The following is a 23,940-nucleotide window of genomic DNA, read 5'->3' on the forward strand; positions in this document are numbered from 1 at the left end:
CGGTTCATGGTGGACATGATGCGGGAGATCGAACGCAAGTACGAGGCGAGCGAGGCCACCAAGGACGGCGGAGTGCCGGACCTGACCGGAATCGGCGCGGTCGCGGGCATGACGGACCGCGGCATGGTCACGCTGGACGCCACCTACTACGACACCCCCTGCCGGCGCCTCGCGGCCGACGGGATCACCCTGCGCCGCCGCACCGGCGGCGGCGACGAGGGCTGGCACCTCAAACTGCCCGTCGGCGCGGACACCCGGGACGAGATCCGCGCCCCGCTCTCGGACACCCTGCCCGGCAAACTCGCCGCGCTGGTCCGTTCCCGCGTCCGCTCCACCGAGCTCGTCCCCCTCGTCCATCTGCTCTCCGAACGGGACGTCAAGCACCTGGTGGACGCGGACGGTGCGCTGCTCGCCGAGGTCTCCGCCGACCGCGTCACGGCCCGGCGGCTGGCACCGGAGACCGGTGAGCCGGTCCGGTGGACCGAGTACGAGGTGGAGCTGGCCGAGGGTGGCGACCCCGCGCTGCTGGACGCGCTGGAGCCGCGGCTGGCCTCGGCCGGGCTGCGCCGCTCGGCCGCCCCCTCCAAGCTGGCCCGGGCGCTGGCCGAGACCGATCCGGCGCGGTCCGCGAAGAAGCCCGCCCAGGGCAAGAAGCCCGCGAAGAAGCCGGCCGAGGACACGAAGGGCGCGAAGGCCACCGCGGGCGATGTGGTCCTCGGCTACGTACGCCGTCAGATCACCGCCATCGTCACCCTCGACCCCGCCGTACGCCTGGACACCTTCGACTCCGTCCACCGCATGCGGGTCGCCACCCGACGGCTGCGCTCCGCCTTCCGCTCCTACCGCAAGGTCCTGGACCGGACCGTCACCGACCCCATCGGCGCCGAACTGAAGTGGCTCGCCGCGGAACTGGGCATCGACCGCGACCGCGAAGTGCTCACCGCGCGGATCGAGGAACGGCTCGCGGAGGTCCCGGTCGAACTGCGGCTCGGGCCGGTGGCCGCCCGGCTGCGTATCTGGTCCGAGGCGCGCCGCAAGGGCTCGCGCGGCCGGCTGATCGAGGTCCTGGACGGCGAGCGCTATCTCGCGCTCCTCGACCGCCTCGACGCGCTGCTCGCGGACCCGCCGCTGCGCCCGGCCGCCGCCAGCCCCGCCGGGGAAGTGATCCTCAAGGCCGTACTGCGCGACTATCAGCGGCTCGCCGACCGCGTCGAGACGGGCCTGCACGCCCCCGCGAGCCCCGACCGCGACACCATCCTCCACGAGGCGCGCAAGGACGCCAAGCGGGCCCGCTACGCCGCCGAGGCGGCCCGTCCGGCGCTGGGCAAGCCCGCCAAGCGGTTCGCCAAGCTGATGACCGGGGTGCAGGAGCTGCTCGGCGACCACCAGGACAGCGTGGTGGCGCGGGACGCGCTGCGCGAGCTGGCCGTCCAGTCGCACGCAGCGGGGGAGAGCGCCTTCACCTACGGGCTGCTCCACGGGCGGGAGGAGGCGCTGGCCGCCGCCCGGGAGCGGGAGCTGCCGGGGCTGTGGGCCGAGGTCTCCAGCCCGGGGCACCGGGCGGCCCTGCGGCGCTGAGCTGCCCGCCCGGGAGGCCCCGGCCGCGGTGTGGCGAAAGGCCGCCGCGCGGACCGGTACGCTTGAGGGTCACCCCTGTCAGCTCACGAAGGTAACTCCCACACGATGTCTGTCGAGTCGGTCTTCCCACAGCTCGAGGCCCTGCTCCCGCATGTGCAGAAGCCGATCCAGTACGTAGGCGGGGAGCTCAACTCCACGGTCAAGGACTGGGACTGCTGTGACGTCCGCTGGGCGCTCATGTACCCCGACGCCTACGAAGTCGGTCTGCCCAACCAGGGCGTCATGATCCTCTACGAGGTGCTCAACGAGCGTGAGGGCGTGCTCGCCGAGCGTACGTACAGCGTCTGGCCGGACCTCGAGGAGCTGATGCGCAAGCACGAGGTGCCGCAGTTCACCGTGGACTCCCACCGCCCGGTCGCCGCCTTCGACCTGTTCGGCGTCTCGTTCTCCACCGAGCTCGGCTACACCAATCTGCTCACCGCGCTCGACCTGGCCGGTATCCCGCTGGAGGCCGCCGACCGCACCGAGGACCACCCCGTGGTGGTCGCGGGCGGTCACGCCGCGTTCAACCCCGAGCCGATCGCGGACTTCATCGACTGCGCGGTGATCGGCGACGGTGAGCAGGCCGTGCTGGAGATCACCGAGATCACCCGGGCCTGGAAGGCCGAGGGCCGCCCCGGCGGCCGCGAGGAGCTGCTGTTCCGGCTCGCCCGCACCGGCGGGGTCTACGTACCGCGGTTCTACGACGTGGAGTACCTGGCCGACGGCCGGATCTCCCGTGTGGTGCCCAACCGCTCGGGCGTGCCGTGGCGGGTGTCCAAGCACACCGTCATGGACCTCGACGAGTGGCCGTACCCCAAGCAGCCGCTGGTGCCGCTCGCCGAGACCGTGCACGAGCGGATGTCGGTGGAGATCTTCCGCGGCTGCACCCGCGGCTGCCGCTTCTGCCAGGCGGGCATGATCACCCGCCCGGTGCGCGAGCGCTCCATCACCGGGATCGGCGAGATGGTCGAGAAGGGGCTGAAGAACACCGGCTTCGAGGAGGTCGGCCTGCTGTCGCTGTCCTCCGCCGACCACACCGAGATCGGCGACATCGCCAAGGGGCTGGCCGACCGGTACGAAGAGGACAAGATCGGTCTGTCCCTGCCCTCGACCCGGGTGGACGCGTTCAACATCGATCTGGCCAATGAGCTGACCCGCAACGGCCGCCGGTCGGGCCTGACCTTCGCCCCCGAGGGCGGCTCGGAGCGCATCCGCAAGGTCATCAACAAGATGGTCTCCGAAGAAGACCTCATCCGGACCGTCGCCACCGCCTACGGCAACGGTTGGCGGCAGGTGAAGCTGTACTTCATGTGCGGTCTGCCGACCGAGACCGACGACGACGTCCTCCAGATCGCCGACATGGCCACGAAGGTCATCGCCAAGGGCCGCGAGGTGTCCGGCAAGAACGACATCCGCTGCACCGTCTCGATCGGTGGGTTCGTCCCCAAGCCGCACACCCCGTTCCAGTGGGCGCCGCAGCTCAGCGCCGAGGAGACGGACGCGCGCCTGGAGAAGCTGCGCGACAGGATCCGCGGCGACAAGAAGTACGGCCGCTCCATCGGCTTCCGCTACCACGACGGCAAGCCGGGCATCGTCGAGGGCCTGCTCTCCCGCGGCGACCGCCGGGTGGGCGCCGTCATCCGCGCGGTCTACGAGGACGGCGGCCGCTTCGACGGCTGGCGCGAGCACTTCTCGTACGACCGCTGGATGGAGTGCGCCGAGCGGACGCTGCCCGACTTCGGGCTGGACGTCGCCTGGTACACCACCCGTGAGCGCACCTACGAGGAGGTCCTGCCCTGGGACCACCTGGACTCCGGCCTGGACAAGGACTGGCTCTGGGAGGACTGGCAGGACTCGCTCGACGAGACCGAGGTCGAGGACTGCCGCTGGACCCCCTGTTTCGACTGCGGCGTCTGCCCGCAGATGCAGACCGAGATCCAGATCGGCCCCACGGGCCGCAAGCTGCTGCCGCTGTCCGTCGTGAAGTAGCCGACCGGTAACCGGCAGCCCACAAAGTAGGCTGGAACATGCCGGGCCGAGCGGGCCCGGCACGGAACAGCCAAGGAACACAAGGAGACACTCCCCTGGGCAAGCGACAGCCCGAAGGCCCGCCGCCCGCACCGGCGGTGCAGCGCATCCGTTTGCGCTACACCAAGCGCGGCCGCCTCCGGTTCACCAGCCACCGCGACTTCCAGCGCGCCTTCGAGCGGGCGCTGCGCCGCGCCGAGGTGCCCATGGCCTACTCGGCGGGCTTCACCCCGCACCCCAAGGTGTCGTACGCCAATGCCGCACCCACCGGCACCGGCAGTGAGGCCGAGTATCTGGAGATCCAGCTCACCGAGGCGCGTGACCCCGACACGCTGCGCGCCCTTCTCGACGAGTCGCTGCCCCCCGGCCTGGACGTCATCGACGCCGTCGAGGCCAGAACCTCCGGTCTGGCGGACCGGCTCGAGGCGTCCGTATGGGAACTGCGGCTGGACCGGGTCCCCCATGCGGAGGCCGAGCGGGCCGTCGCCGCGTTCCGCGAGGCCGACACGGTCGAGGTGGAGCGCCGGACCAAAAACGGGTTGCGAACCTTCGACGCGCGTGGCGCGGTGGTCCGGCTGGAGGCGGTCGATGCCCCGGCCGATAGGCCGGTGGACGGTGGCTGTGCGATACTGCGGCTGGTGGTACGGCATCTGACACCTGCCGTACGACCCGACGACGTCCTGTCCGGTCTCCGCGCTACGGCCGACCTGGCGCCGCCGGTCCCCGCAGCGGTGACCAGGCTGGCGCAGGGGCTGCTCGATGAGGAGTCCGGCACGGTGACCGACCCGCTCGCGCCCGATCGCGAGGCAGTCACGGCCGCCCCACCCACGGCCGCCGAGCTGACCGCCGCGATGGCGCCGGAAGGTTCCGCGTAAGGACCGCCGTCGATGCGCCGCCGATGCACTTGGGAGCCACCCGGGTCCGGCTGGCGCACTGACCAGGAGACTTTCGCCGGTCCCGGCCATGTCCGGTCCCGGCGAGCGAGACGACAGCTCCCGTGCGGCGCCCGCGCCCCGGACGGCGGCACCCGCGCACCGCGCGGCTGCGGCCGGAAGCAGGCGCGGCGCCCGGGAGCGTGACGGGAGAACCGCCCGCATGCTCGAGCCGATTGAGCCGATTGAACCTGTCCAGCCTGTCCAGCCCCTGGGACAGAGCGCGCCCCCTATCGGCGCGCCCGGGGACATCCAGGACAGCACCCCCAGCGACACCCTGCCGCCGCGCCGCCGCAGGGCGGCCTCCCGGCCCGCCGGTCCGCCGGTGGGCGCGGTGAGCGACGCAGAGACCGTCACCCCCGCCGTGCCGGCCATACCGGCCGAGGAGATCGCCGAGGCGACCGCCTCCGAGCCGGTCGCCGCCGGGGCCGCCCTGGCCGCCGCGTCCGGCTCGGAGGCCGATTCCGCCGTCGCCCCCGCCCGGCCCCGCCGCCGTGCGACCCGCAAGGCCACGGCTCCGGCCGGATCGCCCGCGGCCGCCGAAACGGTCGTAGCCGCCGATGCCGGACCGGGCGCGGAGACCACTGACGCCGCCGAGCCCGCTTCCGAGCCGGTCACCGAGGCCACGCCGCCCGCGCGGACCCGCCGTCGGGCCACCCGCAAGGCCACGGCTCCGTCCGGTGCGCCGGAGGCCGCCGAGACGGTCGTGGCGGCGGAGGAGCAGCCCGCCGAGGCCGCTGCCGAGTCTGCCTCCGAGCCCGCTTCCGAGCCCGCGCCGCCCGCCCGGACGCGTCGCCGTGCGACCCGTAAGGCGACCGCTCCGGCGGGCGCTCCGCGGTCGGCCGACGAGGACGCGTCGGCTACGGCGGCCGCTGGTGGCAGTGGTGAGGAGGCCACTGCCCCAGCCGCAGTCGCAGCCGACGCCCCGGCCGAACCGGCCGAGGAGGTACCGCGCGGCCGTACCCGCCGCCGCGCCACCCGTCATGCGACCGCCCCGGCCGGTGGGCCGCGGACGGCCGAGCCGGAGACGTCCGCGGTCGCGCCGGAGCCGGAGCCCGAGGCGGCGGCCCCCGCGGAGGAGACCGCCGAGGCCGAGACCGCGCCCGCGCGGACCCGCCGTCGGGCCACCCGCAAGGCCACGGCTCCGTCCGGTGCGCCGGAGGCCGCCGAGACCTCCGCCGCGCAGGAGCAGGAGGGCGAGAGCGCCGAGGAGACCGCCGCGGTGTCCGCGGAGGCGCCGCGCGGCCGTACCCGCCGCCGGGCGACCCGCGCGGCGGCCGCCGCCGAGACCGAGGCCACGCCCGCCGAGACCGAGGCTGCCGAGGCGGAGCCCGAGCAGGAGCCCGCGCCGCGCCGCCGCCGGGCCGCACGTCCGCCGACGGCCGTGTTCCAGGCGCCGGTCTTCACCGAGCCGGTGTTCCAGACCCCGGAGAGCGCCGCCGCCGCCGCGGCCGCGGCCGTCCAGGACGAGGACACCGCGACCGAGGCCGAGGAGGAGCAGCCCGCCGCCGAGGCCGCGGCCCCCACCCGCCGCCGTCGCCGCCGCCGTGGCGAGCCCGTCGAGGAGCGCACGGAGGCCGAGGAGCCCACCGAGTCCGCCGAGCCGGCCGAGGCCGAGGAGCAGCCGGCCGAGGACGAGCGGGGCGACGAGGAGACGGGTGACCGCCCGGCCCGCCGCCGTCGCCGTGGTGGCCGTCGCCGCCGCCGTGGCGAGGCCGCCGACACCGAGGGCGCCGAGGGGCGTGCCGAGGGCGGCGAGGGCGAGGAGCGGTACGAGGACGAGACCGCCGCCGAGGGCGAGGGCGCCGAGGAGTCCGGCACCGGCCGGGCCGAGGAGGACGCCGGGGCCGAGGAGGGCGCCGGGGGCTCCAGCAGCAGCCGCCGTCGCCGCCGTCGCCGCCGTCGCAGCGGGGACGTCGATGTCGAGGCGGGCGGTGACGACCCGGAGCGCACCGTCGTCAAGGTCCGTGAGCCCCGCAAACAGGAAGCCGAGTCCGGTACGGGCGCCGACGAGGTGCAGTCCATCAAGGGCTCGACCCGCCTGGAGGCCAAGAAGCAGCGCCGCCGCGAAGGCCGCGAGCAGGGCCGCCGCCGGGTGCCGATCATCACCGAGGCCGAGTTCCTGGCCCGCCGCGAGGCGGTCGAGCGGGTCATGGTGGTCCGGCAGAGCGGTGAGCGGACCCAGATCGGGGTGCTGGAGGACAACGTCCTCGTCGAGCACTTCGTCAACAAGGAGCAGGCCAGCAGCTACGTCGGCAATGTCTACCTGGGCAAGGTCCAGAACGTGCTGCCGTCGATGGAGGCCGCCTTCGTCGACATCGGCAAGGGCCGCAACGCCGTGCTGTACGCGGGCGAGGTGAATTTCGAGGCGCTGGGCCTGTCCAACGGGCCGCGCCGGATCGAGACCGCCCTGAAGTCCGGGCAGTCGGTGCTGGTCCAGGTCACCAAGGACCCGATCGGGCACAAGGGCGCCCGGCTGACCAGCCAGGTCTCCCTCCCCGGCCGCTATCTGGTGTACGTGCCCGAGGGCTCGATGACCGGTATCAGCCGCAAGCTGCCCGACACCGAGCGGGCCCGGCTGAAGCAGATCCTGAAGAAGATCGTTCCCGAGGACGCGGGCGTGATCGTGCGCACCGCCGCCGAGGGCGCCAGCGAGGAGGAGCTCGCCCGCGACGTCCGGCGCCTCCAGGCGCAGTGGGAGGAGATCCAGAAGAAGGCGAAGAGCGGCAACGCCCCGTCGCTGCTCTACGGCGAGCCGGACATGACCGTCCGGGTCGTCCGCGACATCTTCAACGAGGACTTCTCCAAGGTCATCGTGAGCGGTGACGACGCCTGGGAGACCATCCACGGCTATGTCGCGCATGTCGCGCCCGACCTCGCCGACCGGCTCCAGAAGTGGACCTCGGACGTCGATGTCTTCGCCACCTACCGGATCGACGAACAGCTGATGAAGGCGCTGGACCGCAAGGTCTGGCTGCCCAGCGGCGGTTCGCTGGTGATCGACCGGACCGAGGCGATGGTCGTGGTCGACGTCAACACCGGGAAGTTCACCGGCCAGGGCGGCAACCTGGAGGAGACGGTCACCAGGAACAACCTGGAGGCGGCCGAGGAGATCGTGCGCCAGCTGCGGCTGCGCGACCTCGGCGGCATCATCGTGATCGACTTCATCGACATGGTGCTGGAGTCCAACCGCGATCTGGTGCTGCGCAGGCTGCTGGAGTGCCTGGGCCGGGACCGCACCAAGCACCAGGTGGCGGAGGTCACTTCGCTGGGTCTGGTGCAGATGACCCGTAAGCGGGTCGGCCAGGGGCTGCTGGAGTCCTTCTCCGAGGGCTGTGTGCACTGCAACGGCCGTGGCGTGATCGTCCACATGGATCAGCCCACGTCGGTCGGCGGCGGTGGCGGCAAGCGCAAGAAGAAGAAGGCCGGGGGCGGCGGGCAGCAAGTGCCCGAGCAGGAGCGGGCCGCCGCCGAGGCGGAGGCCGAAGCCGAGGCCGAGGGCGAGACGTTCGTCGAGGCGGCCGAGGAGGCCGCCGCCGAGGCCGCGGCGCCCACGGCGCTGCCGGAGCCGGTCTTCGCGGCCGACGAGGAGCTGTACAGCAGCGCCGCCGAGGCCGAGGCGGCCGCCACCCGTGGCCGTACCCGCCGCCGGGCGACCCGGAAGGCGTCCGCCCCGGCGGGTGCCCCGAAGGCCGCCGCACAGCGCGAGGCCGTGGTGGTCGTCGGCTCGGACGAGCAGAAGGAAGCCCCCGAGAGGCCTGGGAAGGCCGCGAAGGCGGTGGAGCCGGAGCAGCCCGCCGCGGCCACGGCCGAGGTGCCCGCACCCGCTGCCGCCCCGGAGGCCGCCGAGGCTCCCGCGCCGCGTACGCGCCGCCGGGTGACCCGGAAGGTGTCCGCCCCCGCGGGCTCGCCGACGGGCGCCGAGGACGCGGCCGTGGTGGTCGTCGCCGGGTCCGCGGCGGAGCCGGAGGCGGCCCCCGCGTCCGGGACCGGGAGCGTGGCCGCCGAGGCCGCACCGGCCGACGGTGAGGCGGTGACCGAGGCGCCGGCGAAGAAGACCGCGCGCAAGACGGCCGCCAAGAAGACACCGGCGAAGAAGACGGCCGCCAAGAAGACCGCGGCGAAGAAGACCGCGGCCAAGAAGACGACGGCCAAGAAGACGACCGCGAAGAAGACCACGGCCAAGAAGTCGGCGTCGAAGAAGACCGCGGCGGCGGAGCAGCAGATGCCGCAGTCGGTTTCGGCCGCCGCCGACGACTAACGGCCACGTCACCGGCCCGCGAGGGGCGCCTCCTCACCCGAGCAGGTGCCCCTGGCGGGCTCTGGTAGCCTTGACCCTCGGCGTCTGTACGCCAAACCCCTGAGCAGATCCCTCCCGCTCCGTCGGGAGAGGCCGCTCGGCCGCAGATGAATCGCAAGCGACGGTCCGTCGCAAGGAATCACTCGGTTGTCATGACCCGCGGAGGGTCATGTGGAGCGGCTGGCATCAGAGGTCCCGTCTACGAACGAGAGAGAGAACCGCGTGTACGCAATCGTGCGCACCGGCGGCCGCCAGCAGAAGGTGGCCGTGGGCGATGTCATCGAGGTCGACCGGATGTCCGACAGCAAGGTCGGCGACGCCGTCGAGCTCTCGACTCTGCTCGTCGTCGACGGCGACGCCGTCACCAGCGACCCGTGGGTGCTGGCCGGCGTGAAGGTCCACGCCGAGGTCGTTGACCACCACAAGGGTGCCAAGATCGACATCCTCAAGTACAAGAACAAGACCGGTTACCGCAAGCGCATCGGCCACCGCCAGCTGCACACCGCGCTGAAGATCACCGGCATCGACTCGGCTGCGAAGTAAGGGACTGAGGAGACATGGCACACAAGAAGGGCGCATCGTCCACTCGGAACGGTCGCGACTCCAACGCCCAGCGGCTCGGGGTCAAGCGCTTCGGCGGCCAGACCGTCAACGCGGGTGAGATCCTGGTCCGCCAGCGCGGCACGCACTTCCACCCGGGCACGGGCGTCGGCCGCGGCGGCGACGACACGCTGTTCGCGCTGGCCGCCGGTGCGGTGCAGTTCGGCACCCACCGTGGCCGCAAGGTCGTGAACATCGTTCCGGTCGCTGAGTAATCAGCCCCGGCGCGACACCACACACCTTTCCGAGGGCGGACCGCTCTTTCCCGTGACGGGGAAGCGGGTCCGCCCTTGGTGCGTTGACGGGTGCGGGGGAGCGCCGACGGGCCCCATGGGCGGCCCATGGGGCGCCGGACCGGCCCCGCCGCGACCCTGACCACCACCCACCCCGTTCCGTACACCCCTGGAGGCACCCGTCATGACCACCTTCGTGGACCGCGTCGAGCTGCATGTCGCCGCGGGTAACGGAGGCCACGGCTGCGCCTCCGTGCACCGCGAGAAGTTCAAGCCGCTGGGCGGCCCGGACGGCGGCAACGGCGGCCGTGGCGGCGATGTGATCCTGGTCGTCGACCAGTCGGTCACCACGCTGCTCGACTACCACCACAGCCCCCACCGCAAGGCCACCAACGGCAAGCCCGGCGAGGGCGGCAACCGCTCCGGCAAGGACGGCACGGATCTGGTCCTGCCGGTCCCGGACGGCACCGTCGTCCTCGACAAGCAGGGCAACGTCCTCGCCGACCTCATCGGCCAGGGCACCACCTATGTCGCCGCCCAGGGCGGCCGCGGGGGCCTCGGCAACGCCGCCCTCGCTTCGGCCCGCCGCAAGGCCCCCGGCTTCGCGCTGCTGGGCGAGCCCGGCAAGGCCGAGGACATCGTCCTGGAGCTCAAGACCGTCGCGGACGTGGCCCTGGTCGGCTACCCCAGCGCGGGCAAGTCGTCGCTGATCTCGGTGCTCTCGGCCGCCAAGCCGAAGATCGCCGACTATCCCTTCACCACGCTGGTGCCCAACCTCGGTGTGGTCACGGCCGGTTCGACCGTCTACACCATCGCGGACGTCCCCGGGCTGATCCCCGGCGCCAGCCAGGGCAAGGGCCTGGGCCTGGAGTTCCTGCGCCATGTCGAGCGCTGCTCGGTGCTGGTGCACGTCCTGGACACCGCCGCCCTGGAGTCCGAGCGCGACCCGGTGACCGACCTCGACGTCATCGAGGCGGAGCTCGCCCAGTACGGCGGTCTGGAGAACCGGCCACGCATTGTGGTGCTCAACAAGGTCGACGTGCCCGACGGCAAGGACCTCGCCGACATCATCCGCCCTGATCTTCAGGCCCGCGGCTACCAGGTCTTCGACATCTCGGCGGTGGCCCATCTCGGCCTCAAGGAGCTGTCGTTCGCCCTGGCGAAGATCGTCGCCGACGCGCGCGCGGCCAAGCCGAAGGAGGAGGCGACCCGGATCGTCATCCGGCCCAAGGCCGTGGACGACGCGGGTTTCACGGTGGTGGCCGAGGACGGCTTCTACCGGGTGCTGGGCGAGAAGCCCGAACGCTGGGTCCGTCAGACCGACTTCAACAACGACGAGGCCGTCGGCTATCTCGCCGACCGGCTGAACCGCCTCGGCGTCGAGGAGGAGCTGGTGAAGGCGGGCGCCCGCGCGGGCGACGAGGTCGTCATCGGCCCGGAGGACAACGCGGTCGTCTTCGACTGGGAGCCGACCATGAGCGCGGGCGCGGAGATGCTGGGCCGCCGCGGCGAGGACCACCGCTTCGAGGCCCCGCGCCCGGCCGCGCAGCGGCGCCGGGAGCGCGAGGCGGAGCGGGACGAAGCCCAGGAGGAGTTCGACTCCTTCAAGCCGTTCTAGGGCCCGTCGTCAAAGGGGCCGCCCTGCTCCCGACGCCTGGCACGGCGCCCCCAGCTACCGCTGGGAGGTGCCCCCGGCTGCGTTGTCGGAGTCGCCCGAGTACGCCCAGTACGAGGGCGATCCTCCGCCTTGCGAGTTACCGCACCAGACGCCGCTCGCGGCCGGACGCCCCCTTCGAAGACGGACCCTGGCGGCCTGGCAGCCGGGCCCGTACGGCCGCTGTGCGGCGCTGTGCGGGCCTGGGACGGCAGCCCATGACAAAGGGCCCGGGAGGAATCTCCCGGGCCCTTCGCGCATCCGTTGCGGGGATCAGACCGTCGCCGTCTCCTCCGGCTCCGGGGAGCCGGGCTCCAGCTCCATCTCCTCGGCCGCGTCACGGGCCTCCCGCTGCGCGGGGATCTCGTCCGACAGCCGGGTGGCCATCCGGGCGCGGCGCTCGTCGGCCTTGGCGCACAGATCCAGCGATGCCTGGTTGAAGCGCACCAGCGAGGGCGGGTCGGACGGGCCGAGGAGGTGCACCTTCAGCTCGGCGCGGGCCGCCGTGAGGGTGTCCTTCTCCGGGTTCCGGACGGCCTCCAGCAGCTCCCCGACACCCGAGGCTTCGGGGGTGAGGATGGTGGCGGCGCGCACCGTCGGGAAGCCCGCCCGGAACTCCTCCTCCGACAGCCCGCTGGTGTTCGCCACGGCGTAGGGCTTCTCGCTCGTCAGGTAGTCGGAGACCACGCTGGAGACATCGCTGATCAGCACATCGGCCTGGTTGAAGCAGGTGAAGATCGCCGGACGCGGGCCGGTGATGATCTGGTGCTCCCAGTCCGGCAGCGAGGACCAGTAGGCGCTCTCCCAGGCGGCGGTGGCCGCGGCGACGCCCGCCGCGCGGTTGTCATCCGGGGCGCCCTGGATCTTCATCCGCTCGATCTCGTCCGCGCTGGGGCGGAAGGAAGTACTGGTGAGCTGGTTGAGCTCATCCGCCCGCTGAGCCAGCTCGGCGGCGGCCTCCGGGCCGGGCCGGGTCCCGTCGCGCCGGGTGTTCGCCTCGGCGATCATCGCCTTGATGCGCTCGTTGGCGCTTCCCGCGCGGGGGTCGACGGAGCCGGTCATCGGGTGCGGCTTGTACAGCAGCCGGACCTTGGGGTCGGCGAGCAGCGCGCGGACGATGTTCTCGCCCGCGAGCACCACCGAGGTGTTGCCGGGGTTGCCGTCCCAGCCCTCCCAGGTCGGCGCGTAGAGCACGGTGGTGAACTCGCCCGTGGGCACGCCCGCGTGGGGGCGGATGGGCGCGAGCTGCGGACGGCCGACCTCGACCACGTCCTTGTCCTCGACGCCGATGTCGGCGAGCTGGTAGCGATCGCGCGCGGCCGGGCCCGCGACCCACACCTCGTCGTACGCCTTGGCGTACGGGTTGCAGCTGGAGAGCTTGTCGCTCTCGCCGTGGTTGGTGAACGCGTGCTTGATCGAGGGGATGCGCAGCACCTGCGAGGTCTTGCCGGAGTTCGCCGGGTGCAGCAGCAGCTTGAGCGTGGAGTGCTCCAGCCGCATCAGATGCGCGACCTTCGGGAGGCAGACGATCGGCACATCGGTGGCGTCGATCTTCTGCACCATGAACCGCTCACGGAGCACGATGATCGGGTTGCCGTCGAGCGCGGCGAGCGTGGAGAGCCACATGTTGGCCTGGTAGGCGGAGGAGTTGCCGCCGGAGAAGTACATGCCCACGGTCGGCCGGTACTCGGCCAGCCAGGTGTCCAGCCACTCCAGAGCCTTGGCCTCGTTGGCCACCCGCTTGCGCGGCAGCAGCCAGGTGCCGAGGTGAACGGTGCCACTGAGGGCGATCAGCAGCGCGACCGCCAGACCGGCACCGCCCCACCAGCCGTTCTTGGTGGCCGCGGTGACCAGCAGACCGGCGGTGACCGGGGTGGCCAGACGCAGCAGCCGACGGCCGTGCTGGCGGGCGAACAGCCGCGGCGGGGCCTCGGACAGCCGCAGCGCGGACGCGTCGATGTTGCGGGTCACGAAGGGCAGCTGCCGGGAGCGGCGGACCATTATGGCCACCGCCTGGCACGCGAAGTGCACCACGTAGAAGGCGAGCAGGGCCACCGTGAGCGGCGCCTGCTCGTGCAGCGGATTGATGCCCTCGATCCGCAGCAGCCCGACCATGATGAGCATGTCGCGGAACAGCTGGCGCACCGTGACGTCGAAACGGACCTTGCCCAGGAGCGACAGCAGCCCTGGCTGCTTGTGCTGGAGGAAAAGATCGAGCGCGAGACCGCACGCCGAAGCGACGATGAGGAGAGGTACGTTCGGAAGCACGGCGCCGACGAGCTGTGTGGTGAAGAACACCACCATCGCGAGCAACGCCGTCAGCTGTACGACCCGGCGTGGGGCGAATCCGGCAGAGGGCACTGGGAGGGCTCCTGGCAGGAGGGCACGGACGAAAAGGGGGACCCCTGACCGTATGCCGCCGCCCGGCCCGGTAGCAATCCGCGCGGGTGCCAACCGCCTCGAACCGGGTCCAAACGATCACCGGAGAGGGCTTTCGCGGCTCGTCCGGGGTGCGGAATGCGCAGGCGGGCGAGGGCGCGCCTGGCGTAGATTGCCCCCTTGTCATGATGAGTGTGCAAGGCATGCGTTCTGTGGGGCGTACGGTGCGTGACGACCGCGTCCGGGCGCGTGACGAGGCCGGGGACGGAGCAGGGGAGCGGAGTGACTGAGCAGGGCGGGTCGGCGGCACGGGACGAGGTGGCCGCCGCCCGGAGGATCGTGGTCAAGGTCGGCTCGTCCTCCCTCACCACCGCGGCGGGGGGTCTGGACGCGGACCGGGTCGACGCGCTGGTCGATGTACTCGCGAAGGTTCTCGAGGGCGAGGCGGGGGACCAGGAGGCGGCCGCGGGCGGCAAGGAGATAGTCCTGGTCTCCTCGGGCGCCATCGCGGCCGGTCTGGCCCCGCTGGGCCTGGACCGGCGCCCCCGTGACCTGGCCCGCCAGCAGGCGGCCGCCAGCGTCGGACAGGGGCTGCTGGTGGCCCGCTACACGGCGTCCTTCGCCCGCTACGGGCGGCGGGTCGGCCAGGTGCTGCTCACCACGGACGACACCAGCCGCCGCGCCCACTACCGCAATGCCACCCGCACCCTGGACCAGCTGCTGGCCATGGGCGCGCTGCCGATCGTCAACGAGAACGACACGGTGGCCACCGACGAGATCCGGTTCGGCGACAACGACCGGCTGGCGGCCCTGGTCGCCCATCTGGTGCGGGCCGATCTGCTGGTGCTGCTCTCCGATGTGGACGGCCTCTACGACGGAGACCCCAGGAGCCCCGGCACCTCCCGGATCGAGGAGGTCAGGGGCCCGAAGGACCTGGACGGGGTGTCGATCGGCAGCGCGGGGCGCTCCGGGGTCGGCACCGGCGGCATGGTCACCAAGGTCGATGCGGCGCGGATCGCGGCGGCGGCCGGGGTGCCGGTGGTGCTCACCTCCGCCAGCCGGGCCGGTGACGCCCTGCTGGGCCGCCGTACCGGCACGTACTTCCACCGCACCGGCCGCCGCTCCGCCAACCGGCTGCTGTGGCTCGCGCACGCCTCCACGCCGCGCGGCGCCCTCACCCTCGACGACGGGGCGGTGCGTGCCGTGGTGGAGCGCCGCACCTCGCTGCTCCCGGCCGGGATCGCGTCCGTGGAGGGCGAGTTCACCGCCGGTGACCCGGTGGAGCTGCGGGACTCCGAGGGGCGGGCGGTCGCCCGCGGGCTGGTCAACTTCGACGCAAAGGAGATCCCCCGGCTGCTCGGGCGGTCCACCCGCGAGCTGGCCCGCGAGCTCGGTCCCGCCTACGAGCGCGAGGTCGTGCACCGCGACGACCTGGTGGTGCTGGACCGCTGAGGCCGCTGAGGCCGCGCCCCCGGGGGCGCCGGCGGGCGCGCGCCCGGGCTTCCGGCGCCCGCGCACCGGCTCCCCAGGGCCGCGCGCGGCGTGGGCGAGGGGGAGGATTCGCGACAAGTCCGAGTCATTCCTTGAAGACCTTGTGCAAAAAGCCCCCGCGGCACCGCCGGGGCTGGTCAACTTTGTTCCACGGGGCCGCGAGGGCAGCGGGCCCGTGGCGGGCCGCGGCGGCCCCGGAGCGGAAGCGGAAGCCGCGGACCGTCAACCACACCGCCACTAGTGCTCCGCCCGCGGACGAGCGGAGCAGCGAGCTACAGGAGGCCGCCGGTGAGACGAGGGCGCCCGGGGGCGTCGCCCAGAGGGGCGGCGGAGCGCACCCTGACCAGTGTCGGAACAGGCAACACCGGGACGGCGGCCGCGGAGGCCGGGCCCGGGGCCGCCACGGAGCGGGCCGCCGGGCGCGTCGAGACCTCCCGGCTGTGGCACATCACCCTCAGCGTCTCGGGCGTCGAGGCGCCCCTGCGGGAGGTCCGGCGGGCCCTGGAGCAGCTCGCCCATGATCACCCCTTCCTGCTGACCAGCCGCTACGCCAACGATCATGCCGAGATCCGCTACTGGGAGGAGGCCCGTGATCTGCACGACGCGGCGGCGGTCGCGCTGCGGCTGTGGGGCGAGCACCGCTCGACGGCCAACCTCCCGCCATGGGAGATCGTGGGGCTCGAGGTCATCGACCGTGATACGTATCACCAGCGGATCGCGGAGGGCTACGGTCCGCCGCCCGCCTCCCCGGTGGGTGTGCATCCGTTCTGAGGACGTCTGTGCCCTCCCGGAATACGAGAACTCCGTCTCGAAGAGCGGAATAGCGGCGAGATCGGGCCCACCGGCTCAGTAGGCTGCCCCCATGACCAGCGCACCCACGTCGCCGCTCACCGACCCCTGGCCGAAGTCACCGGTCCTCCAGGCCGCCTACCGGGCCCGTGCCGCGGCCGCCGATCTCGCCCCGCTGCCGCGCGCCCTCAAGGACGACGCGCTGCTCGCCATGGCCGACGCCCTCGAGGTGCGCACCAAGGAGATCGTCGAGGCGAACGCGGTCGATGTGGAGCGGGCCCGTGCGGCGGGCATCAGCGACGCCATCGTCGACCGGCTGACCCTTACCCCCGAGCGGGTGCGGGCCATCGCCTCGGACGTCCGGGACGTGGTCGCGCTGCCCGACCCGGTCGGCGAGGTGGTGCGCGGTTCGACGCTCCCCAACGGGATCGACCTGCGCCAGGTGCGGGTGCCCCTCGGCGTCGTCGGCATCATCTACGAGGCCCGGCCCAATGTGACGGTGGACGCGGCCGCGTTGTGCCTGAAGTCGGGCAACGCCGTACTGCTGCGCGGCTCTTCGTCCGCGTACCACTCCAACAGCGCGCTGGTGAAGGTCCTGCGGGATGCCGTCGGCGGCGCCGGACTGCCCGCGGACGCCGTGCAGTTGGTGCCGGGTGAGAGCCGGGAGTCGGTGCGCGAGCTGATGCGCGCCCGCGGTCTGGTCGATGTGCTGATCCCGCGCGGTGGCGCGTCCCTGATCCGCACCACCGTCGAGGAATCCACCGTCCCGGTCATCGAGACCGGCACCGGCAACTGCCATGTGTACGTGGACGCGCAGGCGGATCTCGACATGGCGGTCGACATCCTGGTGAACTCCAAGGCCCAGCGGCCGAGTGTGTGCAACGCGGCCGAGACGCTGCTGGTGCACCGGGACATCGCGCGGGAGTTCCTGCCGCGCGCCCTGGACGCGCTGGCCGAGGCCGGGGTCACCGTGCACGGCGACGAGCGCGTGGTGGCGCTGGCGGAGGGCGCCAAGGCCACCGTCGTCCCGGCGGTGATGGACGACTGGGAGACCGAGTACCTGTCGTACGACATCGCGGCGGCGGTGGTGGACTCCCTGGAGGCCGCGGTGTCCCACATCCGGCTGTGGTCCTCCGGTCACACCGAGGCCATCGTGACGACCTCCCAGGCGGCCGCCCGCCGCTTCACACAGCTGGTGGACTCCACCACGGTCGCCGTCAACGCCTCCACCCGGTTCACCGACGGCGGGCAGTTCGGCTTCGGTGCCGAGATCGGCATCTCCACCCAGAAGCTGCACGCCCGCGGTCCCATGGGACTTCCCGAGCTGACCTCGACCAAATACATCGTCACCGGAGACGGACACACCCGCTGACTCACCCGTTCGGGGGATACCCGATTCCATGCCCCGCTGGGGTGGATCTTCCCCCGAATACCATTTTGCCCTGCCCAAATTGACCCGTCCGGTCTACTCTGAATGGGTGCCGGACGACGTGGGGGGCACGCCGTTCCCGAACGGCGACGAGCCCGACGACCGCAGCCACGGAGAGGCGAACGACGAGTTCGCCGCCGTGGTCTTCGACGAGGACTTCGTACGGTCGGCCCTGATTCATGAACCGACCGCGGTGGAACGGATACTGGCCGCGGCCGAGGCCCGCGCCGAAGCGGAAGCGTCCCGGCGGCGCCCCGCCGGGGTGCCCTCCGAGGACGAGCTGTTCGAGGACGGCTACGGCGCGGACGGCGAGGCCGAGTTCGGCTATGACCCCGAGGGCACCGACCCTGACGGCCGCTTCGGCCACGGCCGGGACATGGACGGCCTCTACGGCCCGTATGGCCCCTACGGGCGGTACGGCAGCGCCGGGCGCCCCTATCGCGGCCATGCCCGCTGGCAGCGCCCGGTGGCCTGGCTGCTGGCCGTCCTCATGGGCGTCGGCGTGGTCGCGCTGGCCTTCACCGCCGTCTACCGGGGCGCCTCGAGCAACCGCCAGGACCCGGCCCCGCCACCCGCCACCAGCGGTGTCGACGGCAGCCCCACCGGGCCGCCGCGCCTGGAGCCCTCGGCGTCCTCCACGGCCGAGTCCGAGGCGCCGCCCGCCTCCACCGCGCCCCGGTCGCCCTGAGCGCTCCTTGGTGCGGTGCCGTGCCAGGCGTCGGGAGCAGGCGGCCCCTTCTGCACACAAGCGCAGACAGGCCCCAGGCCCTGTCCGGTGGATCTCATCGGGCCCGCGACGCCTGGCACCGCGCCCCCAGCTAACGCTGGGAGGTGCCCCCGGCTGCGTTGTCGGAGTCGCCCGAGTACGCCCAGTACGAGGGCGATCCTCCGCCTTGCGATCCTCCCCCAGCTAACGCTGGGAGGTGCCCCCTCACCAGACGCCGCGGGCTACTCCTCAAAGACCCACCGGACAGGGCCTAGCATGCCGCGCGGTATGCGGCGTTTCCTCCCGGAGCCGTCCGAAGTTGTGGAGTACCACCGCGTTTACCGCTGCCCGCCGCGACCTACTCTTGAGGTATGACCGGGCGTGGAGACCCTCCCGAGGGGACACCCGACGGCGTCCCGGGAGGTGGTGAGGACGAGTATCGCTCCGTCGTGTTCGACGAGTCGTTCGTTCGCGCTGCCCGGCTCCAGGAGTTCTCCGCCAAGGAGCGCATGGGCGAGCATGCGCAGGCGGTGCGCAGCCGCCATGCCTGGGCCCGGGCCGGGGCGTCGCGGCAGGCCGTCATCCTCATCCTGTTGATCGCCCTCGCCTTCGCCGCGGCCGTCTACATGGGTGTGCGCCACCCCTACCAGGCCCCGCCGCCGCAGACCGTCGAGCCGCTGCACAGCAGTGTGGTGCCGCTGGCGCCGCGCGGTGAGGTGCCCGGCGGGGCACCGGCGGAGCTGTTCCGCAACAGCCCGGCCGCCGAGTTCCGCACCGGCGCCGAGGGGGTCACCCTGCCCGGGGCGCGGCGCACCCAGAGCTTCTCCGAGAGCCAGGTGATGTCGGCGCTCACCATCGCCAAGGAGTACGTGGTCACCTCGGCCCTCGATCCGGGCGTGCTCACCGGTGGCCCGGTGCGGTCGGTGCGGCTGCTGCTGGACCCGGCCCAGCAGGATCAGTTCGATCAGAGTTTCGAACACCCGGTGGACGACGGACGCCATGCCGCCACCGGCTGGCTCACCCGCTTCAACCCGGCCGAGGTCGCCCTGGCGGACACCCCGGTGCGGGTGCAGGGCACGCTCACCCTCGCCGAGCGCAGCCCGGCCAGCCTGGAGGTCACCGCCGACCACATCTTCGTCTACGCGGTACAGCGGGCCCATGAGCGCGGCCCGGACCACGCCTCGCTGTTCACCGTGCGTCGCGAGACGCGGTTCCAATTCGACCGCGAGGATCTGCGCGACCACCATCTGGAGCTGGTGCAGAGCGCCGTGCTGGCGGGTCCGCAGACCTGTGCGGCGAACGCCTCCGGCTATCTGCGGCCGCTGCTCGCCGGGCAGAGCGCCAAGGGCGACGCCCCGGGCGGCACCGACCCCTACGCGCCGGGCCGGACCACCGTTTCGCTCTGCGGCGCCCTGACGCCCGGCTCCCAGCCCCGTATGGGTGGCGGCTCGTAAGGCCGCGTGAGGGCCGTGCGAGGGCCGTGCGAGGGCCGTGCGAGGGCCGTGCGAGGGCCGTGCGAGGGCCGTGCGAGGGCCGTGCGAGGGCCGTGCGAGGGCCGTGCGAGGGCCGTGCGAGGGCCGCGCGGGGCCTTCTGCGGGGCGCCTCCGGCGCGCTCAGTCCCGGCGCGGGGTGTCGGTGCCGCCCTCAGGTCCGCCCTCAGGTCCGTCCTCGCGCCTCTCCTCGGGCCGGGCGTCCTCCGGGCCCGAGCCCTCGGACGTCTCCCCGCCCGTCCGGCCGCCGCCGGTGAACCGGTCGCGCAGCTTGCTGCCCAGGTCCCCGGCCCCGCCCGCCACGTCCCGTACGAACGTCATCAGCGGGTCCTTACTGGAGCGCACCGACTCCGCGTAGTGGTTCGCTGACTCGCGGAGGGAGTCGCTGACCGAGGTGTCCTTGTCCTCGTCGCGTCGCGGGTAGTGACCGTCCATGAGCCGCTGGTAGTCACGGGTGGCGGCCCACTTCTTCAGCTCGGCCGCGCGGACCGTGGTGAACGGGTGGCTACGCGGCAGCATGTTGAGGATCTTGAGCACGGAGTCGCGCAGGTCCCCGCTCGACTCGTACTCCTCCGCCTGCTCCAGAAACGCGTCCACGTTCATCTCATGCAGATGGTGGCCGCCCGCGAGCTTCATCAGACCGCGCATCGACGCCTGGAGGTCCTGGCCCACCAGCAGCCCCGCCCGGTCCGCCGACAGCTCCGACTTGCGGAACCACTCGCGCAGCGCCGTCACCAGGGCCAGCACCGCCACATTGCCCAGCGGGATCCAGGCCACCCGCAGCGCCAGGCTGGTGAGGAAGAGCAGTATCGTCCGGTAGACGGAGTGGCCGGACAGCGCATGGCCCACCTCGTGGCCGATGACCGCCCGCATCTCCTCCTCGTCGAGCAGCTCCACCAGCCCGGTGGACAGCACGATGATCGGCTCGTCCATGCCGATGCACATCGCCTGCGGCTGCGGGTTCTGAGTGATGTACATGGCCGGGACCTTCTCGAGGTCCAGGATGTAACAGGCGTCCCGTAGCATGTCGTTGAGGTGTGCGAACTGCCGGTCGCTCACCCGTACCGAATCGGACAGGTACAGCAGCCGCAGACTGCGCTCGGGCAGCAGTCCGCTCATCGCCTTGAAGGCGGTGTCGAAACCGGTCAGCTTGCGCAGGGCGACCAGGGCCGAGCGGTCCGCGGGATGTTCGTACGCGCGTGAGGAGATGCCCGGGAACCGCCGCCGGTTGCGGCTCGGCATCCGTTCCTGCCCGCCCTGTCCAAAGCTGCCGTTGTCGCCCATGTGGCCCCCTCGTTGCCGATGTTCCGCCGGACTGTCTCGGTACTGCCGCGTCCCCCGGCCGACCCCAGCCTAGGCCCTGACCGGCGGGGCGTTAGCGTGGAGACATGCCCGATATGACTGGCCTCACCGAAGTGCTCGCCGCCACCTCGAAGGACGCCGGACCGGGAGCGCTGTTGCGCACGGTCATCGTCGTCGGTGTGGTGGGCGCGGTCCTGCTCGCCTGGTTCCTGCTGCGCGGATACGGCAAGCAGGACTGATGCCACCGGACCGGGCGCCGTGGCTGAACGCAGGACGGAGAGCAGCGCGTAAATCCGGCTCGCATACGATGTGGCCGACGTGACTCGACGCCTAGACCCCGATAGGTAGTGCCTGCGATGAACAGCACCGCACACGCCCTGGCCACCCTCGCCTCCGAAGGCGGCGAGCACCACACCGACACCCATGCGAGCATCAGCCCGTACATGACCGGTGGCGGCGCGCTCGTCCTCCTCCTGCTGCTGCTGTGGATCACCACCCGCTTCAACCGGGACCGCTGACCGGGGCCGTGGACCCTGTGGGCTCCGGTGGCGGACCGGGCCCAGTAGGGTCTGCACGCATGGAAGAGCAGAAGGTGCCCGGCAAGCGGCGGCTCGGTGTGATGGGCGGGACGTTCGACCCGATCCACCACGGACACCTGGTCGCGGCGAGCGAGGTGGCGTCGCAGTTCCATCTCGACGAGGTGGTGTTCGTGCCGACCGGGCAGCCGTGGCAGAAGAGCCACAAGAAGGTTTCCCCGGCCGAGGACCGCTATCTGATGACGGTCATCGCGACCGCCTCCAATCCGCAGTTCTCGGTCAGCCGCATCGACATCGACCGCGGCGGACCGACGTACACCACCGACACCCTCCGGGACCTGAGGGCGTCCAACGGTGACGCGGATCTGTTCTTCATCACCGGCGCGGACGCGCTCGCCCAGATCCTCACCTGGCGCGACGCCGAAGAGCTGTTCTCGCTCGCCCACTTCATCGGCGTGACCCGGCCGGGGCACATACTGGCCGACCCGGGTCTGCCGGAGGGCGGGGTATCCCTGGTCGAGGTGCCCGCGCTGGCGATCTCGTCCTCGGATTGCCGCTCGCGTGTCGCCCATGGCGAACCCGTCTGGTATCTGGTGCCGGACGGTGTGGTGCGCTACATCGACAAGCGCGAGCTGTACCGGCACGACTGCTGAAGGGGCATGCCCGGTGAATGACGGACAGGACCCGTACGACCCGTACGCACAGGATCCGTACGCCCAGGAGCCGCGGATCCACGGCTATGACGCCTATGGGCGTCCGGTCTACCAGCCGCAGGCGGGGCAGCAGACCTATGACCCGCAGCAGACCTATGACCCGCAGCCGGGTTACGACCCGTACGGGCAGGGGCAGCCCCAGGGCGGGCAGCAGGGGCAGGGCGGCTATGGCTACGACCCCTACGCGCAGGCGCAGCAGCCGCGGCATCCCCAGGCGTCCCAGCACCCGCAGGCCCAGCACCCCCAGGCCCAGCCGTACGACCCGTACGCGGGGCAGCAGCAGTACGCGTACGACCCCCAGCAGCAGGGCTACGGCTACGGCTACACGCCGACCGTGCCGCCGCAGCGCGAGTCGAACCCCTATGAGGAGCTGAGCCCCGAGGCGCTGCGGGAGTCGCGCCCCGAGCCCCCCGCCGAACCGGAGCCCGGCCGCGGGCCGGGGGCGGCGAAGGCGAAGAAGCACGACGAGGACTACCGCACCGAGCAGTTCTCCTTCATCGAGGAGGAGGACGAGGACACCGACGATGTCATCGACTGGCTGAAGTTCGCCGAGACCCGCACCGAGCGGCGCGACGAGCGCAAGCGCAAGGGCCGCAACCGCACGGTCGCGCTGATCGTGGTGCTGGTCCTGGTGGCCGCCGGCGGGGTCGGCTACCTCTGGGCCGTGGGCAAGCTGCCCGGTCTGTCCGCCGGCAACGCCGACCAGGCGGCGGGCGGTCCGCAGCAGCGCGATGTGATCGTGGTCCATCTGCGCGAGACCAAGGGCGGCCGCAGCTCCACCGCCCTGCTGGTGGACAACGAGACCACCAAGAAGGGCACCACCGTCCTGCTGCCCAACGCGCTGTCCGTCTCCACCGAGGAGGGCGGCTCCACCACGCTCGGCAAGTCGGTCACCGACGAGGGCTCGGACTCCACCCGGGAGTCCCTGAGCAGCCTGCTGGGCTCGAAGATCCAGGGCACCTGGCGGCTGGACACCCCGTATCTGGAGAACCTGGTCGAGCTGGTCGGCGGGATCACCGTGACCACCGACGCGACCGTGCCGGACCGGCAGAAGGACGCCGCTCCGCTGGTGAAGAAGGGCCAGGATCAGCCTCTGGGCGGGCAGGCGGCTGTGGCGTACGCCACCTATCGCGCGCCGGGCGAGCCCCAGACCAAGCAGCTGGCCCGGTTCGGACAGGTCATGCACGCGGCGCTGAAGAAGCTCTCCAGCGATGAGAAGGGCGCCACCAACACCGTGGAGTCGCTGGCCCAGATCCCCGATCCGTCGCTGTCGGAGCAGCAGCTCGGCGCCTCGCTGGCCCGGCTGGCCGGGCAGGCGAAGAGCGGCGACTACAACACCGCGATGCTGCCGGTCCAGCAGGACGGAACGCTCAGCACCCGGGCCACCGACCATGTGGTCAAGGACATCCTCGGCGGAACGGTCAAGAACACCGGCGGTGACACCCCGCGGGTCAGCGTGACCAACGCGGGCGGCACCGCGGACGCGGCCGGTTCGGCCCGGGTCACGCTGGTCAACGGCGGCTTTACGGTCGTCTCCGCGACCGAGGGCAAGGGCACCCCGCAGACGGCTTCGCGGGTCACCTACGCCGAGGCCGCCCAGGCGGCCCAGGCCAAGGAGGTCGCCAAGACGCTCGGCCTGCCCTCGAGCGCGGTGCGCAAGGGCAAGGGCGCGGCCAACGCGGACATCACGGTCGTCCTCGGCCAGGACTACACGGGCAAGGGCTGAACGCCCGGACCC

At 72.2% G+C, this 23,940-nt stretch carries 18 protein-coding genes; 16 read left to right on the plus strand and 2 right to left on the minus strand.

What is annotated here, in order from left to right:
* Nucleotides 1-6 precede the first annotated feature (6 nt).
* From JK363_RS16065 to obgE, 7 genes are all read left to right on the plus strand, one after another.
* A complete protein-coding gene (locus JK363_RS16065) occupies nt 7-1,578 on the plus strand; it encodes a CYTH and CHAD domain-containing protein (protein WP_201875575.1) in 1,572 nt (523 codons plus the stop codon).
* A 105-nt stretch (nt 1,579-1,683) separates the two neighbouring features.
* Nucleotides 1,684-3,609 (plus strand): TIGR03960 family B12-binding radical SAM protein, encoded by a 1,926-nt coding sequence (locus tag JK363_RS16070; protein ID WP_201875576.1) that lies wholly within the window; start codon nt 1,684-1,686, stop codon nt 3,607-3,609.
* A gap of 137 nt (nt 3,610-3,746) precedes the next feature.
* Nucleotides 3,747-4,523, plus strand: a complete 777-nt coding sequence (locus tag JK363_RS16075) for a TIGR03936 family radical SAM-associated protein (protein ID WP_201875577.1) — start codon at nt 3,747-3,749, stop codon at nt 4,521-4,523.
* Nucleotides 4,524-4,743: 220 nt separating this feature from the next.
* Nucleotides 4,744-8,841, plus strand: a complete 4,098-nt coding sequence (locus JK363_RS16080; protein ID WP_201875578.1) for an Rne/Rng family ribonuclease — start codon at nt 4,744-4,746, stop codon at nt 8,839-8,841.
* A gap of 261 nt (nt 8,842-9,102) precedes the next feature.
* Nucleotides 9,103-9,423 (plus strand): 50S ribosomal protein L21, encoded by a 321-nt coding sequence (gene rplU, locus JK363_RS16085; RefSeq protein ID WP_201875579.1) that lies wholly within the window; start codon nt 9,103-9,105, stop codon nt 9,421-9,423.
* A gap of 14 nt (nt 9,424-9,437) precedes the next feature.
* Nucleotides 9,438-9,695: a 50S ribosomal protein L27 gene (rpmA, locus tag JK363_RS16090; protein ID WP_176182992.1), complete on the plus strand. Its 258-nt coding sequence runs from the start codon at nt 9,438-9,440 to the stop codon at nt 9,693-9,695.
* 202 nt (nt 9,696-9,897) lie between these two features.
* A complete protein-coding gene (gene obgE / locus JK363_RS16095) occupies nt 9,898-11,331 on the plus strand; it encodes a GTPase ObgE (protein ID WP_201875580.1) in 1,434 nt (477 codons plus the stop codon).
* 309 nt (nt 11,332-11,640) lie between these two features.
* On the opposite strand, the gene JK363_RS16100 is transcribed toward obgE, so the two are convergent.
* The gene (locus tag JK363_RS16100) at nt 11,641-13,728 is read right to left on the minus strand and encodes a CDP-glycerol glycerophosphotransferase family protein (protein ID WP_201875581.1); all 2,088 of its coding nucleotides are present in this window, start codon (nt 13,726-13,728) and stop codon (nt 11,641-11,643) included.
* Nucleotides 13,729-14,028: 300 nt separating this feature from the next.
* Here JK363_RS16100 and proB point away from each other — a divergent pair, with 300 nt between their 5' ends.
* The 5 genes from proB (at nt 14,029) to JK363_RS16125 (ending at nt 19,615) form a co-directional block, all read left to right on the plus strand.
* A complete protein-coding gene (gene proB, locus JK363_RS16105; protein ID WP_307821740.1) occupies nt 14,029-15,198 on the plus strand; it encodes a glutamate 5-kinase in 1,170 nt (389 codons plus the stop codon).
* Between the two features lie 327 nt (nt 15,199-15,525).
* Entirely contained in the window at nt 15,526-16,008 is a 483-nt protein-coding gene (locus JK363_RS16110; RefSeq protein ID WP_201875582.1) for a DUF8830 family protein, read from the plus strand.
* A gap of 91 nt (nt 16,009-16,099) precedes the next feature.
* A complete protein-coding gene (locus tag JK363_RS16115; RefSeq protein WP_201875583.1) occupies nt 16,100-17,398 on the plus strand; it encodes a glutamate-5-semialdehyde dehydrogenase in 1,299 nt (432 codons plus the stop codon).
* A 106-nt stretch (nt 17,399-17,504) separates the two neighbouring features.
* A complete protein-coding gene (locus tag JK363_RS16120) occupies nt 17,505-18,143 on the plus strand; it encodes an SCO2584 family spore wall biosynthesis protein (RefSeq protein ID WP_307821741.1) in 639 nt (212 codons plus the stop codon).
* Nucleotides 18,144-18,532: 389 nt separating this feature from the next.
* Nucleotides 18,533-19,615: an SCO2583 family membrane protein gene (locus JK363_RS16125; protein WP_201875585.1), complete on the plus strand. Its 1,083-nt coding sequence runs from the start codon at nt 18,533-18,535 to the stop codon at nt 19,613-19,615.
* Nucleotides 19,616-19,774: 159 nt separating this feature from the next.
* Here JK363_RS16125 and JK363_RS16130 read toward each other — a convergent pair whose 3' ends face one another.
* Entirely contained in the window at nt 19,775-20,935 is a 1,161-nt protein-coding gene (locus JK363_RS16130; protein WP_236075822.1) for a M48 family metallopeptidase, read from the minus strand.
* Between the two features lie 104 nt (nt 20,936-21,039).
* Here JK363_RS16130 and JK363_RS16135 point away from each other — a divergent pair, with 104 nt between their 5' ends.
* From JK363_RS16135 to JK363_RS16150, 4 genes are all read left to right on the plus strand, one after another.
* The gene (locus JK363_RS16135) at nt 21,040-21,192 is read left to right on the plus strand and encodes a hypothetical protein (RefSeq protein WP_201875586.1); all 153 of its coding nucleotides are present in this window, start codon (nt 21,040-21,042) and stop codon (nt 21,190-21,192) included.
* Nucleotides 21,193-21,309: 117 nt separating this feature from the next.
* Entirely contained in the window at nt 21,310-21,471 is a 162-nt protein-coding gene (locus JK363_RS16140; protein WP_201875587.1) for a hypothetical protein, read from the plus strand.
* A gap of 59 nt (nt 21,472-21,530) precedes the next feature.
* Nucleotides 21,531-22,142, plus strand: a complete 612-nt coding sequence (nadD, locus tag JK363_RS16145; protein ID WP_176183002.1) for a nicotinate-nucleotide adenylyltransferase — start codon at nt 21,531-21,533, stop codon at nt 22,140-22,142.
* Nucleotides 22,143-22,155: 13 nt separating this feature from the next.
* Nucleotides 22,156-23,928, plus strand: a complete 1,773-nt coding sequence (locus JK363_RS16150; protein WP_201875588.1) for an LCP family protein — start codon at nt 22,156-22,158, stop codon at nt 23,926-23,928.
* The last annotated feature ends 12 nt before the right edge of the window (nt 23,929-23,940 follow it).

Source organism: Streptomyces coffeae, assembly GCF_016741875.1.
GTDB lineage: Bacteria > Actinomycetota > Actinomycetes > Streptomycetales > Streptomycetaceae > Streptomyces > Streptomyces coffeae.